Below are 13,766 nucleotides of genomic sequence, written 5' to 3'. Positions count from 1 at the left end.
TCACAGCCTTATGTGAAGTGCACATACAAGGGTGAAAAGACGTCGTGCCGTATCAAAATTAAGGTTTATCTTGCCCTTTAAACGAAGCTCCAGAAGCTCTGTCCCCTCATTGTGAAGACCACGACGCCCCATATCGATTGCCTCAATCTGTGAAGGCGTTGAATTGCGGATTGCGTGGTGATAGCTATCGCAAATCATAAGATAGTCACGGATAATTCGGCGCAAAGGCGATAATGACAATATATGTGTTTTCACCGCCTCATCATCGGCATTGCGGATATCAAACACAAGTTTCTGATCTAAAACAGAAATATATAATTTATATGGCCCCGCGTCAGAACCTTCGACCTCAAAATAGTTTTCTTCTAAAAGGTCGAAAATGGCAATCCGTCTTTCGTGCAAGACATCCTGATTAGCAATCGCAAGGGAATCGGGGTCAAGCTCGACATCCGTAAGAAAATTAGTATTTTTCGCGGATTCATTCCCCATATTTCTTCAACCTAATATCAACACTATGACCATGTGCCGGAAGCCCTTCGGCACGCGCCAACACACTGGCATAAGGACCAATATTTTCAAGTCCTTTTTTAGTCGCACGCAGTAATGTTGTGCGCTTCATGAAGTTTAGAACCGATAGGCCAGATGAAAAACGGGCGCGCCGCCCAGTTGGCAGAACGTGGTTTGGCCCCGCAACATAATCACCCAATGATTCAGGCGTATAATGCCCAATGAAAACCGAACCCGAATGGCGGACATGTGGTAAAAATTCATCAGGGTTTTCAGTGGCAATTTCAAGGTGTTCTGGCGCACCAATATTCACCAATTCAATTGCATCAAAAAGTTTTTCAACAATCACCACCGCACAATAATCGCGCCATGAAGCAGCGGCCGGTGCCGCCACAATCCCGCTTGCAATTTGTGCCTCAACCGCCTGCATCACCTTTTGCCCGAATGCGGTATTATCGGTGAAGAGAATTGATTGCGCCTGCTCATCATGTTCGGCTTGGGCAAGTAAATCACATGCCAAAATTTCGGCATCCGCTCCTGCATCGGCAATGATAAACACTTCGGATGGGCCGGCAACACTATCGATACCAACATCACCGAAAACCAATTTTTTTGCGGAGCTTACAAACGCATTCCCAGGGCCAACAATTACATCGACCGCGTCCAGACCCTCAACACCATATGCCATTGCCGCAATCGCCTGTGCACCACCAACGCCGTAAACATCGGTAACACCTGCAATCTTTGCCGCCGCCAAAATAGCGGGGTTTTCATGCAGTTTATTTGGCGGTGTGGCCATTAAAATTCGCGATACCCCCGCAACCTTCGCAGGGACAGCGTTCATCAAAACGCTTGATGGGTATGCCGCCAAACCACCCGGTGCATAAAGACCTGCCGCATCAACCGCGGTCCACCGCCATCCCATACCAATACCGTCTGCATCTTCATAGAAGCCATCTTTTGGCAATGATTTTTCGTGGAAATCGGCAATTCTTTGGGCGGCAACTTCAAGTGCTTTTAAAACTTCGGAGTCGCATTTATTGGTTGCATCATCAATTTGCGCCGCAGTAATTTTAAAATTTTCTTGGGTCAGTTCATATTTATCGAATTTTTGTGATAGTGATTGCAAATGTGCAAAACCATGCGCGCGCACATCCTTGATGACTTGTGCCGCAATCACCTGCGCTTCATCAACATTTTCGCCGCGTGAATTTAAAAGGGCTTTATATTCCCCCATAAACCCAGCATCTTTTGCAAACAAAAGCTTTGCCATTATTTATCACCATTATGGTCAGGGCGTTTTTTAACATCCACCGCCTCACCAATATCACCAAGGATAATATCAACGCACTCAACAGCAAGCGAAATTTTACCACCGCCTGCAAGTTCGAAAATTACTTCACCCTCTGGCGCTTCTTTACCATGGATAAATTCAATAGAAAGAATAGACTTTGGTATCTGGGAGTTTTTATCAACCCCAAGTGCCTTTACGCTTTTCACCGATGAAAACGATAATAGCGCCTGAACGCGCTGGTTCTTTTCATCATCTTCCCATCTAAAGCGGTTTACCAAAAGCGTGAATTCGCGTTTTTGCGCAGAATAGGTGGCATTTTGTGCCAAAAACAAAGCGTCCTGACACGCCGCCGCAATTGTAGTTAAATCTTCGGCTTCAAGTGCAATCAGACGCATGTTACCCCCTTATTCAGCACCACTTATGCGGGCGATTTTTGCACCACAGTTAGAAAGCTTTTCTTCCAAATTTTCAAAACCACGATCAAGGTGATATACCCGACCAATAAGGGTTTCACCTTCGGCAACAAGACCCGCAATCACAAGAGAAACCGATGCGCGCAAATCGGTTGCCATAACCTGTGCGCCCTTTAATTGTTTTACACCGCGAACCACAGCTTCATTACCACGAACCGTAATATCGGCGCCAAGGCGGCGCAATTCAGGCGCGTGCATAAAGCGGTTTTCAAAAATATTTTCACGGAAAATACTAGTGCCATCGGCAATAGTCATAAGCCCCATAAATTGCGCCTGAAGGTCGGTTGGGAAGCCTGGGTGCGGCTGGGTATCGATATCAACCGCCTTGATAGGAACGTTTTTATCACGTTTGATTTTGATGTAATCTTCACCGGTTTCAACGCCAACACCGGCCTGACGCAGGGCATTAAGCAATGCACCAAGTGTTGATGGAACCACATCGGTCAAAACAACTTCGCCGCCGGTTGCCGCAACACAGCATGCAAATGTACCAGCCTCAATACGGTCCGGAATAACTTTGTAATTAATACCTTTTAATGAGGTCACACCCTGAATAGTGATGGTTGATGTGCCCGCACCTTCGATTCTTGCACCCATGGCAATAAGGCAATTGGCGATATCCACAATCTCTGGCTCACGCGCGGCATTTTCAAGAACTGTTTCACCATCGGCAAGCACCGCCGCCAACATTGCGTGTTCAGTTGCACCAACCGAAACAAACGGGAATACCACATGCGCACCTTTTAACCCGCGAAGTGCCGCCGCCTTTACATAGCCGCCTTCGATAACGATATCCGCCCCCATCGCCTCAAACGCCTTAAGGTGAAGATCAACGGGGCGCGCACCAATCGCGCACCCCCCCGGCAAAGAAACCGTGGCATGTCCTTCACGGGCAAGCAATGGCCCCAAAACGTTAAAAGTCGCACGCATTTTGCGAACCAAATCATATGGCGCAATTGTTGAGCGAATCTCAGGAATATGGGTTTGCATGCGGCCAGAACCTTTAGGCCAATAAACGGTCATGCCCAATTGCTCAAGAAGCTGCACCATGAAACGAGTGTCCGCAAGCTCTGGCATATTGGTGATTACCATAGGCTCAGAGGTCAAAAGTGCCGCCGCCTGTAACTTAAGGGCAGAGTTTTTCGCACCCGAAATATGAATATTACCGTTTAATTCATTCCCACCGGTGATGGCAATTTTATCCATTTAAAGAAACCTTTTTACATGCGCCTAAAAAATATATAAGCCAAAAAATATATTTGGCTTATGCCTATTTATGCTTAAATATTAAAGTGGTTTAAGCATAATTATTTCGATTTATTCTGACTTTCTTGTGCATTTTCTTTGCGACGACGAAGATTATCGCGCAATGCCTGTGCAAGTTTTTCTTCGCGCAATTGTTTTTTCGATTTTGGCTTTTGCGGTGTTTGCTCTGTCATTCGCCAATTATACCTTTTGCAATTTAACTTTAAAGCTCTGCATAAGGTTTTTGGTGTTTTTTTCAATATGTTATTTTGTAGTTTTTTACGCCAAATATAAATCATACTTACAGCAAACAATTTGCATGAATTTAAAGGCAAAAATGAAAAGCAGATAGTTTAATTATAAATTAGAGTTATCGCCTTATTTAATAGCAATAAGTTACAATAATTATTGGCATAACAAGTTGAACAAAAGCACCGAAGAAACATCACATTTTGCAATTCTTGACGGCATGCGCGGCATTGCGGCGATATTTGTATTTATGTACCATTGTTTAATAAGGTTTAATGCCTGGTGCTATGGCAATCAAACAGACGTGATCGGCATGTCGATGATGGCTGTTGATTTCTTCTTTATGCTTAGTGGTTTTGTGCTTGCATATTCTTATGAAAGAAAATTGCAAAATGGTTTTGAATTTAAAAAATTCATCACCCTTCGAATTATACGCCTAAGCCCAATGGTGGTTTTAAGCGCGTTTATCGGCTTTATGGTTATTCAATCAATGGCGTTATGGGTTACAGGCGCCCTTGATAGTAACAGCCTAAACGACCTTATCTTGACTATATTCATGGTTCCAAAAGCACTATTTGGCGGGCAAGATATGTTTCCCCTTAATGGGGCTTTATGGTCATTGTTTTTTGAATATATCGCATATATTGGCTTTGCCTTGTTGATTATAAAATTAAGCGATAAGCAGCTTTTTATTTTATGCTTATTTGGATTTTTGGGCTTTATGTATTGGGCATTTCAAAGCCTAGGCATCAATTCACCAAAGACAGATGAACCAACAATGATGGGCGGATTATTAAGGGTATTATTCTGCTTCCCAATGGGTGTATATATTTTTAGAATTCGCAACAAAATAACCCAAGCAAATATTGTGGTAACAATAGCGTTGATTTTGTCTTTGATATTGTTCTTCTGCCTGCCTAGAAGATTATTGCCATTTTGGGTTTACCCATTGTTATTCACATTGATTTCACCAACCCTTATAATATTTGCATCCAAGCATAAAATAAGTGGAAATTGGCTTAAATCATCAAACTTTTTGGCGGATATTTCATTCCCATTATATGTTATCCATTCACCAATAATTGCCTTTATCGGCTTTTTTGCAAATAATATTTTCCACTTAGAGGGAAATATTGCCGTAATAACCCTCTGCTTAGCAACCATACCGTCTATGATTATAATTTCATATTTATTGGCAAAATATTATGATGCGCCGGTCAGGGTAAAATTAAAACAAGCTATGGAAAGACGGTGGATTTCTAAAATTGTAAAAACTAAAACCGCGTAAAATAACAAACGAAACCGCTTGCAGCATTTGTGAAAAAAATATCATATAAAACACTTCACATAAGAAATATTTTAGACTAGGAAGCAAAAATTAATACCACATTCGGTATGCCGCAGTAGCTCAGTGGTAGAGCACGTCATTGGTAATGACGGGGTCGGAAGTTCAATTCTTCTCTGCGGCACCAGTTTTCACTGCCTTTTTAATAATTTCAAATAATTAGATATCAAACCCTTTCAATATAACAATACATTGCATGTAAGAAATTATGCTGCTTTTTAAAGCAAAAAAGCTATTTGCAGTGCAATAAACACATTTATTGTATTTATACCTTCACATTTAAATTAATAAATGCACATCTAAGATAAGTTTAATTTAAAAAGGCTGAACACTCGTGCATAAAGAAAACCAAAGATTTATATTATTAGATGGCATAAGAGGGTTTGCAGCTATTTTTGTAGTTTTCTTTCATCTCTACAAAGCAGAGCCACCTTTAATAAAACATGAAATTCACTATGCATATTTAGCCGTAGATTTGTTCTTTGTTCTAAGCGGGTTTGTTTTAACCCATACGTATTGGGTACAAGGAATTGCAAAATATAACTTCAAAGAATTTTTGATTAGACGGATTATAAGGCTTTATCCATTATTCTTTCTGGGAACGATTTTCGCATCGGCCGTTGAAATTTACCACCTTTTCACCTTGAAGGATGTCTACTTTGGCAAATTGATAAACGCCCTATTAAACCTATTTTTCATTCCATCATTATATAAACATCAGGCTGATTCTTCGTTGTTTATTAATTTTGCAGCGTGGTCATTATTTTATGAGTTGCTAGTCAATATTTTCTTTGCGGCATTTTTGGTTTTTATAAAAAACACCAAGCTATTGGCACTTTTGATATTAATTTCAGGCGCAGCTTATACTACACTATCATATTATTTAGGCATTGAAGGTGGCGGATTCTTATTTGGCACGTGGTACATGGGTATTTTAAGAACATTATACTCATTTGGTCTCGGAGTTCTATTTCATCGTCTTGAATTACACAAAAAAATCAGCCTTCCCCCAATCATTGGCATCATAATAATAGCATTGCTATCAGTAATATTTTTAATGCCGGAAGTAAGTGTAACATTTAGATTATTCATGCAAATGTTATGCATTCCAATTTTAGTTATGTTTGCTGTTTGTACATCAACATATAAAAAACTTGATAAAACTTTCGATTTTTTGGGGATTACTTCTTACGCTTTATATATCTTGCACGCCCCAATAGTTGGTTTCTATGGTGAAATTCTAAATAAATACAACATACAACCCACATATTTATTGGCTTGTTTGTTCGTGTTTTCCCTAATCATACTTTGCGTAATCTTGGATAAATATTACGATATTCCTGTTAGACGATATTTGACGTCATTAATGAGTAATAAAAAAGGTAAGCTATTTTCATTCGCCAAATAATATTTCCCAATCAATACAACATTAGGCACATAGTATAAATCCGTGTGTCATGAAGCTTTTAAACGTTGCAATTAAATCTCACATCACATCAATTTAATCACTTGACTAATTTATTCAATTGATTAATTTAGTCGGATGATTAAATTGTTAAATGAGAATACTACCAATCTTCAGGGTATTGCCGCACGTGGTGAGGCTACGCGGGATTTGTTGGTAAAATCGGCAACAATTATATTCGCCCGCGATGGCTTTCATGCCGCCTCTACCCGCGCGATTGCTGATTATGCCGGCGTTAATCAGGCGTTGATAAAATATCATTTTGGCTCAAAACACGGGCTTTATATTGCGGTGTTTGAGAATATTGCAAACTTCATAAAGTCACGTCTTGGCGATCGCATCAAAATCCTTGAGACCCTAAAAGCAAGCGGGGAGTTCAACAAGACAACCGCCCGCATTGCAATCATGGCAATTGCCGAGCGGGCAATTGAAACCATGTTCCTTGAAAATATGGACAATGTGGCAAATCTTGTATTGCGTGAGCAACAAAAGCCAACTGATGCGTTTGATATTTTATATGATGGTTTTATGCGCCCGGTTTTAGAGGCACTTTCATTTATAATTTCGCAAATTCGTCCAGATTTAAGTAGTGAGAGACTGCGGGCATTTGCAATGTCAATGTTTGGGCAGGTTATCGCCCTGCGTGCCGCGCGCGCCACATTATGTCGATTCATGGGTTGGGATGAAATTGGCGAAGCGCAAAAAGAAATCCTTAAAAATCAATTACGTGAAAATTTAGAAAAACTGATCGGGGAATAATATGAAAAAGTTTATCCCATTGATATTGATTGCAATAATTCTTGGTGGTGGTTTGTTTTATTGGTACAAAATCCGCCCCGCAAAGGAACAAGATATATCAAAGCTTTATGGCAATGTTGAAATCCGCGAAGTTGAGGCATCTTTCCGCCAAAGCGGACGCATTGCCAAAATCAATGTTGATGAAGGCGATAAAGTTATCGAGGGGCAAATAATTGCCGAACTCGACCCCGACACCTTCGAAGAAGCATTGCAAAGTGCAAATGCCGAAATTTTTTCCGCAAATGCACAATATGAAAAATTAAAGGCTGGCTCGCGCCCACAAGAAATAAAGCAGGCACAAGCACAAGCCGAACAAACCGCCGCAGTTTTAAAAAATGCCCAAAACGAATATAATCGTCAGGCATCTTTGCTGCCAAGTGGTTCGGTTTCGCAACGCATTGTCGATGCCGCAAAAACCCAACTTGAACAAGCAAAGGCGGCAAATAAGGCGGCAATTGAAACCCTAAGTCTTGCCCAAACTGGTGCGCGCAAAGAAGACATTGCAACAGGATATGGCAAAGTTTTATCGGCACAGGCTGCCAAAACTAAACTTGAAACCGCACTTGATGATACCAAATTACGCGCACCTGCAAGCGGAACTATAATCGCCCGCAACAAAGAAAATGGGTCCGTGATTGCGGCCGGCACACCAATTTACACCGTGTCACTTGATAATCCAGTTTATATCCGTGCCTATGCCCCCGAACGCGCGCTTGGCCAAATTCCTGTTGGCACAATTGTCGAAATCAAAAGCGATGGCAATGACAAGATTTACCATGGGCAAATCGGTTTTGTTTCACCAAAGGCGGAATTCACCCCGAAATCAGTCGAAACCGAAGATTTGCGAACCGATCTTGTTTACCGCATTCGTATCGTGGTTAAAGATAGTGATGGCAAATTGTTACAAGGCATGCCCGTAAGCGTTACCCTTCCAAAATCAAACAATGCGCAAAAGGCAAAATAAATGCCCGAAAGCCCCGCAATCAAATTTGAAAATATTGTTAAAACCTTTGGCAATATCAAAGCACTCGATGGCGTAAGTGCGGAGATAAAATCAGGGCAATTAACCGGTATTGTTGGCCCTGATGGTGCGGGAAAAACCACATTAATGCGTATTCTTGCCACCTTGCTGCATGCAGATAGCGGTTCGGTTAATATTGCCGGGTTTGACCCCAAAACCCAAGGGCAAAATGTAAAAGACATTATTGGCTACATGCCGCAAAGATTTGGGCTTTATGAAGATTTAAGTGTAATTGATAATTTACAACTTTATTCAAAGCTGCGCCGTGTTGATGAAAAAACCCGTGAAAAGCTTTTTGCGCGCCTTTTGGAATTTACACGCCTTGAACCCTTTACCAATCGTCTTGCCGGCGCTTTATCGGGTGGAATGAAGCAAAAACTGGGGCTTGCGTGTGCATTATTAGGTGAACCAAAAGTCTTGCTACTTGACGAACCCGGTGTGGGCGTTGACCCCGTATCACGTCAAGATTTATGGCGCATGGTTGAGGATTTAACCTCGGACGGGATGGCGGTTATCTGGTCAACCTCTTATCTTGATGAGGCCGAAAAATGCGCCGAAGTTTTACTCTTCAATGAGGGAAAAATCCTATTTAACGGCAAACCCGATGAATTAACCCAAACCCTAGACGGCCGAAGCTTTTTGTTAAAAGGGGATGCCGATTTACGCCGTAAAGTTCTTGGGGTGGCGCTTGAACTTGATGATGTGTGCGATGGCACGATACAAGGATCGGCAATTCGCTTGGTAAAAAAGTCAAATTCTTCTGAAGATGCCATTATAAAAACCGCAAAAGAATATGATTATATTGCAACCCATACGAAACCACGGTTTGAAGATGCCTTTGTCGATTTATTAGGTGGTGGGCCGGGTGGTCATTCAAAGCTCGCCGATAATTTTGAAATCGAGCGCGATATTTCGCAAACCCCGGTTGCATGTGTAAACCTTACCAAAAAGTTTGGGAATTTTGTCGCCACCAATAATGTTTCTTTTGAAGTAAAAAAGGGTGAAATTTTTGGTCTGTTGGGGCCAAATGGCGCGGGAAAATCAACCACGTTTAAAATGCTTTGCGGGCTGTTGATTCCAACCTCTGGCACGGCACGGGTTGCGGGTCATGATTTGCGTAAAGCCGCCAAAGAGGCCAAAAGCAATCTTGGCTATATGGCACAAAAATTCTCATTATATGGGCTTTTAAGCGTTGGACAAAACCTTGAATTTTCGGCTGGTGTATATGGCCTTGATGGCAAGTTAAAACGCGACAGAATTGATGAAATGATTGATATTTTTCACCTTGAGAAATATTTGTCATCTGCCCCTGGCGATTTGCCATTGGGCTATAAACAACGGCTTGCGCTTGCGTGTGCATTAATGCATCGCCCGCCAGTATTATTTCTTGATGAGCCAACATCAGGCGTTGACCCCCTTACCCGCCGTGAGTTTTGGATGCACATCAATGGTCTTGTTGCCAAGGGTGTAACCATAATGGTGACAACGCATTTCATGGAAGAGGCCGAATATTGTGACCGCGTTGCCATGATGTATGGCGGCAATCTAATCGCGCTTGATACACCGGATGGTCTAAAAGCATCGGTCGAAGGCAAAGATTTACAAAACCCGACAATGGAACAAGCCTTTATCGAGCTTATACGCCGTGTCGATGCCCAAAAAGGAGAAGCCGCATGAAGGGGTTCAGCTTTTCAAGACTTTGGGCATTAATCATCAAAGAAACCAAACAAATGCTGCGCGATCCATCAACATTTTTGGTGGCGGGGCTTTTGCCAATAATTTTACTTTTGTTATTTGCTTATGCGGTATCGCTTGATATTCGAAACCTGCCGATTGGTATGGTTAGGCAAAGCGATAGCGTAAAGGCACAATCCATAAGCGCGAAATATTCGGGTTCTCGCTATTTTGTGGTGCACCCAATGCGCGATATGGTTGAAGCACAAGAAGCAATCAAAATTGGCACAATTCGTGGCATTGTCGTAATACCCGCAAATTTTGATGAACGGATAACAAGACCATCACTTGGTCCAATTGTTGAAATTGTTTCCGATGGCACACAGCCAAACACCGCCCGTTTTCTTGCAAATGCTTCGGCGGGGGTTGCGCAATTATGGTTGCAAGATAATTTTGCCAATAGCCCACAGTTTCAGGCCGCGATGGCAAACCGTATTGAGGTCATTCCACGCTATTGGTTTAATGCCGAAATTGAAAGCAGACGCACATTAATCCCTGGTGCAATTGCCATCGTTATGACCATGATTGGCACGCTTTTGACCGCGATGGTGGTGGCGCGTGAATTTGAACGCGGCACAATGGAAGCATTAATGGCCACCCCAGCCAGCCGGATTGAAATATTGGCGGGTAAATTAATTCCCTATTTCCTTTTAGGATTAGTTGCGACCGCAATCTGTACGCTTTTGGCGGTTTTTGCCTTTGGCGTGCCATTGCGCGGTTCTTTATTTGGTTTATTTGCGGCGTCTTCGGCGTTTTTGATACCGGCATTGGGACAAGGTCTCTTGATTTCTTCGGCAACCAAAAACCAATTTGTGGCATCGCAAATTGCCCTTTTCGCAGGTTTTTTGCCGGCAATGATGTTATCTGGCTTTATTTATGAAACCTCATCAATGCCGTTACCGCTTCAGATTATGAGTAACATTGTGGCGGCAAAATATTATGTTTCATCACTTCGTTCGGTGTTTTTGGTCGGCGATGTCTGGAGTGTGATTTTACCCAATATTGGCTTTATGCTTTTGATTGGTGCCTTGTTCTTTTTCCTTGCCTTTAGGGCGACTGCAACGACATTGGACGGTAAAAAATGAAACTGTTTTCACCAACCTTATGGGCGCAAATTATCAAAGAGCTTTTATGCGTATTACGCGATAAACAAGCTCGTGTTGGCCTTATTGCACCGCCATTAATGCAATTATTCATTTTTAGTTTTGCCGTAACCCTTGACGTTAAGAACATTGATATTGGCGTTTATGATATGGATGGCGGCAGCTATGCCCAAGAATTTGTTTCTTCAATTGCCGCATCGAAATTTGTTGGCAAAATCGCTGCCGTTCATTCTCAAGAAGAAATCGAACAAAGTATTGTGAACGGGAAAAATCTGGTTGGGATTATAATTCCCCAAAACTTTTCACGCGATATAATCAATAAAACCCCACCAAAAATCGAATTGATTGTTGATGGTCGGCGCGCCAATGCCGGTCAAATTGTGGTTTCATATATTGAAACCATCGCCAATTCCATGGGGGTTTTTACCAAGACTGCGGTTGACAAAAACCCCGACAGAACGGGCATAAGATATTGGTTTAACCCGACATTGAATTACTTTTGGTTTGTTGTGCCATCGCTTGCGCCACTTTTGGTTTCTATTTCGGCACTTGGTGTAACCTCTATGTCAATTGCGCGCGAACGTGAATTAGGGACATTTGATCAATTATTGGTTTCACCCGCCACCTATCTTGAAATAATTATAGCCAAGGCAATGCCAGCCATGATTATTGGCCCGCCGTTGGGGTTGTTTATGGTTTTTGCGGCACTTACGTTTTTTGGCGTGCCATTTACGGGTAATTTCTTTCTTTTGTTATTGTCGCTCTTTGTGCATGTCTATGCGGTGATTGGGCTTGGTTTAATTATTTCGGCTTTTTCGCAAACGCAACAGCAAGCAATTTTGGGCGTGTTTACCATTATGGTGCCAATGGTTTTAATGTCTGGTTTTGCGACACCCTATGAAAATATGCCGCAATTTTTACAAGACATCGCCCTATCCATCCCTAATCTTTATACATTGCGCATTGTGCAGGGGCTTTTCCTTAAAGGGCAAGGTTTTATGGATGTTCTGCCGTCACTTATGTCATTAATGATTATTGGCACATTATCACTTACCGCATCTTATTTTATCGTAAGGAATAAATTGCAATGAAACAGCAGTTTTTTATCCCATTATTCGCATTAGTTTTTATTGGTGGCTGCGCCCATTTTGAAAGTGCAAAACCCAATGTGCCGAATATAAAAACTGGCGCATCTATGGCAAAATTACCTAATGTTCCCATCAAAGATGTTGAACTTTCAAAATGGTGGTTGGCATTCAACGACCCCACACTTACTGCATTGATTGATGAGGCAATGGCACAAAATTACGATGTCGCCCTTGCCACCCACCGCATTGAAGAAGCGCGCGCACAAAACCAATTTTCCCGCGCCGGTCTTGGCCCTGCTGTGGGGGTTGGGGCAAAGGTCTCACAAAATCAGCTTAGCGAAAATGGCGCAATGCCGATTACCAAACTTCCAGGGGTTTCGCGCGATCAAACTGTTTATCAATATGGTTTTGATGCAAGCTGGGAAATTGATGTTTTTGGCGGACTTAAAAACCAAATTGATGCAACCGATGCCGCAATAAAAGCGCAAATTTACGGGCGCGAAGCCACAAAAATGTCAATCGCCGCCGAAATTGGGCGCAATTATTTTGAACTTAATAATACTACTCGCCAACTTGCGGCAACCCGTGAATATTTGGACAATCTTGACCAAAGTATCGCGCTCTTAAAAATCCGTGTGCAAAAGGGTGATATCTCACACAAGGACACAGATGAAATCATCGCCAAGCGTGAAAATTATGAAAGCCAAATCCCCGCCCTAGAAGCAAAGCGGCGTGATTTATGCTTTGCGATTGCTACCCTTTTAGGAAAGCCGCCCGAAAGCACATTATATTTGCTTTCAACCCCTGTTCAAAACCCTAAATTATTTGCGTTCCCCATTGGTCAGCGTGCCGAATTGCTTGAACGTCGCCCAGATATCCAAGCGGCAGAAGCAAAATTACAAATGACTGCATCACAAATCGCGGCAACCAAAGCGGAATATTATCCAAAATTCACAATCTCTGCCCATGCAGGTTGGGAAACTATGGATTTGAATAAGGCGTTTGATTATTCATCACTTGCGACCACAATTGTACCCGGCATTCAATGGCGAATTTTCGATAGTGGGCGGGTAACCGCGCAGGTAAACGCAGCAGAAGCGCGTGATAAACAGGCGATGGATGAATATTCGAAATCTGTCATCACAGCCCTTGCTGACTCCGAGCGCGCCCTTAATGGCTATAAAGCATCAACCGATACAATCGCCGCAAAGCAGGACGCGATAAAGGCGCAAAATGACTTTTACCAGCATCAATTAAAGCGTTTCAAAGCGGGTGATATTTCCAAGCTAGAGCTTTTGGACGCGGAAAGAGCTTTAAAAGATTTGCAAATAAGCAATATCCAAGTCGAAACACAGGCACAAAGCCAATTAGTATCGCTTTTCAAAGCATTAGGGGGCGGTTGGGATAATAAATAATTCAATCCATGTCATATTAAATCAACATT

Annotated in this window: 13 protein-coding genes and 1 tRNA gene; 9 read left to right on the top strand and 5 right to left on the bottom strand. The window is 42.3% G+C overall.

The window, feature by feature from the left end:
* From KXV15_RS04585 to KXV15_RS13450, 5 genes are all read right to left on the bottom strand, one after another.
* Window positions 1-489, bottom strand: a complete 489-nt coding sequence (locus tag KXV15_RS04585) for a UPF0262 family protein (protein ID WP_240006973.1) — start codon at window positions 487-489, stop codon at window positions 1-3.
* On the bottom strand, window positions 479-1,780 hold the full coding sequence (gene hisD, locus KXV15_RS04580; RefSeq protein ID WP_240006972.1) for a histidinol dehydrogenase: 1,302 nt from the start codon (window positions 1,778-1,780) through the stop codon (window positions 479-481). Before hisD ends, KXV15_RS04585 begins: the two co-directional genes overlap by 11 nt.
* Window positions 1,780-2,196 (bottom strand): DUF2948 family protein, encoded by a 417-nt coding sequence (locus KXV15_RS04575; RefSeq protein WP_240006971.1) that lies wholly within the window; start codon window positions 2,194-2,196, stop codon window positions 1,780-1,782. Before KXV15_RS04575 ends, hisD begins: the two co-directional genes overlap by 1 nt.
* Before the next feature lie 9 nt (window positions 2,197-2,205).
* Window positions 2,206-3,480 (bottom strand): UDP-N-acetylglucosamine 1-carboxyvinyltransferase, encoded by a 1,275-nt coding sequence (gene murA, locus KXV15_RS04570; protein WP_240006970.1) that lies wholly within the window; start codon window positions 3,478-3,480, stop codon window positions 2,206-2,208.
* A 101-nt stretch (window positions 3,481-3,581) separates the two neighbouring features.
* Window positions 3,582-3,713: a hypothetical protein gene (locus KXV15_RS13450; protein WP_275671544.1), complete on the bottom strand. Its 132-nt coding sequence runs from the start codon at window positions 3,711-3,713 to the stop codon at window positions 3,582-3,584.
* A 227-nt stretch (window positions 3,714-3,940) separates the two neighbouring features.
* Between KXV15_RS13450 and KXV15_RS04565 the strand changes: the two genes are divergently transcribed.
* The 9 genes from KXV15_RS04565 (at window position 3,941) to KXV15_RS04525 (ending at window position 13,737) form a co-directional block, all read left to right on the top strand.
* Complete coding sequence (locus KXV15_RS04565) at window positions 3,941-5,056, top strand: acyltransferase family protein (protein WP_240006969.1); 1,116 nt, start codon at window positions 3,941-3,943, stop codon at window positions 5,054-5,056.
* Window positions 5,057-5,165: 109 nt separating this feature from the next.
* Window positions 5,166-5,240: transfer RNA gene (locus KXV15_RS04560), tRNA-Thr, on the top strand.
* Window positions 5,241-5,447: 207 nt separating this feature from the next.
* A complete protein-coding gene (locus KXV15_RS04555) occupies window positions 5,448-6,521 on the top strand; it encodes an acyltransferase family protein (RefSeq protein WP_240006968.1) in 1,074 nt (357 codons plus the stop codon).
* A 135-nt stretch (window positions 6,522-6,656) separates the two neighbouring features.
* A complete protein-coding gene (locus tag KXV15_RS04550) occupies window positions 6,657-7,337 on the top strand; it encodes a CerR family C-terminal domain-containing protein (RefSeq protein WP_240006967.1) in 681 nt (226 codons plus the stop codon).
* A 1-nt stretch (window position 7,338) separates the two neighbouring features.
* Window positions 7,339-8,340: a secretion protein HlyD gene (gene hlyD, locus KXV15_RS04545; protein WP_240006966.1), complete on the top strand. Its 1,002-nt coding sequence runs from the start codon at window positions 7,339-7,341 to the stop codon at window positions 8,338-8,340.
* A complete protein-coding gene (locus tag KXV15_RS04540) occupies window positions 8,341-10,074 on the top strand; it encodes an ATP-binding cassette domain-containing protein (protein ID WP_240006965.1) in 1,734 nt (577 codons plus the stop codon). It begins immediately after the preceding gene.
* Window positions 10,071-11,216, top strand: a complete 1,146-nt coding sequence (locus KXV15_RS04535) for an ABC transporter permease (protein ID WP_240006964.1) — start codon at window positions 10,071-10,073, stop codon at window positions 11,214-11,216. Before KXV15_RS04540 ends, KXV15_RS04535 begins: the two co-directional genes overlap by 4 nt.
* On the top strand, window positions 11,213-12,325 hold the full coding sequence (locus KXV15_RS04530) for an ABC transporter permease (RefSeq protein WP_240006963.1): 1,113 nt from the start codon (window positions 11,213-11,215) through the stop codon (window positions 12,323-12,325). Before KXV15_RS04535 ends, KXV15_RS04530 begins: the two co-directional genes overlap by 4 nt.
* Window positions 12,322-13,737, top strand: coding sequence for an efflux transporter outer membrane subunit (locus KXV15_RS04525; RefSeq protein WP_240006962.1), 1,416 nt, complete (start codon window positions 12,322-12,324; stop codon window positions 13,735-13,737). The genes KXV15_RS04530 and KXV15_RS04525 overlap by 4 nt, the downstream gene beginning before the upstream one ends.
* Window positions 13,738-13,766 lie beyond the last annotated feature (29 nt).

The sequence above is a fragment of the Pseudaquidulcibacter saccharophilus genome (genome assembly GCF_019455445.1).
In the GTDB taxonomy this organism is placed as follows: Bacteria; Pseudomonadota; Alphaproteobacteria; order Caulobacterales; family Aquidulcibacteraceae; genus Pseudaquidulcibacter; species Pseudaquidulcibacter saccharophilus.
Note: the sequence above shows the minus strand (reverse complement) of the source record. Positions and strands in the feature narration are given on the sequence as shown.

What these genes read in the sequence shown, in the direction of transcription:
- murA (WP_240006970.1), bottom strand. Translation starts at nt 3,480, where the DNA reads ATGGATAAAATTGCCATCACCGGTGGGAATGAATTAAACGGTAATATT.
- hisD (WP_240006972.1), bottom strand. Translation starts at nt 1,780, where the DNA reads ATGGCAAAGCTTTTGTTTGCAAAAGATGCTGGGTTTATGGGGGAATAT.
- KXV15_RS04535 (WP_240006964.1), top strand. Translation starts at nt 10,071, where the DNA reads ATGAAGGGGTTCAGCTTTTCAAGACTTTGGGCATTAATCATCAAAGAA.
- hlyD (WP_240006966.1), top strand. Translation starts at nt 7,339, where the DNA reads ATGAAAAAGTTTATCCCATTGATATTGATTGCAATAATTCTTGGTGGT.
- KXV15_RS04525 (WP_240006962.1), top strand. Translation starts at nt 12,322, where the DNA reads ATGAAACAGCAGTTTTTTATCCCATTATTCGCATTAGTTTTTATTGGT.
- KXV15_RS04530 (WP_240006963.1), top strand. Translation starts at nt 11,213, where the DNA reads ATGAAACTGTTTTCACCAACCTTATGGGCGCAAATTATCAAAGAGCTT.
- KXV15_RS04575 (WP_240006971.1), bottom strand. Translation starts at nt 2,196, where the DNA reads ATGCGTCTGATTGCACTTGAAGCCGAAGATTTAACTACAATTGCGGCG.
- KXV15_RS04585 (WP_240006973.1), bottom strand. Translation starts at nt 489, where the DNA reads ATGGGGAATGAATCCGCGAAAAATACTAATTTTCTTACGGATGTCGAG.
- KXV15_RS13450 (WP_275671544.1), bottom strand. Translation starts at nt 3,713, where the DNA reads ATGACAGAGCAAACACCGCAAAAGCCAAAATCGAAAAAACAATTGCGC.
- KXV15_RS04540 (WP_240006965.1), top strand. Translation starts at nt 8,341, where the DNA reads ATGCCCGAAAGCCCCGCAATCAAATTTGAAAATATTGTTAAAACCTTT.
- KXV15_RS04550 (WP_240006967.1), top strand. Translation starts at nt 6,657, where the DNA reads ATGATTAAATTGTTAAATGAGAATACTACCAATCTTCAGGGTATTGCC.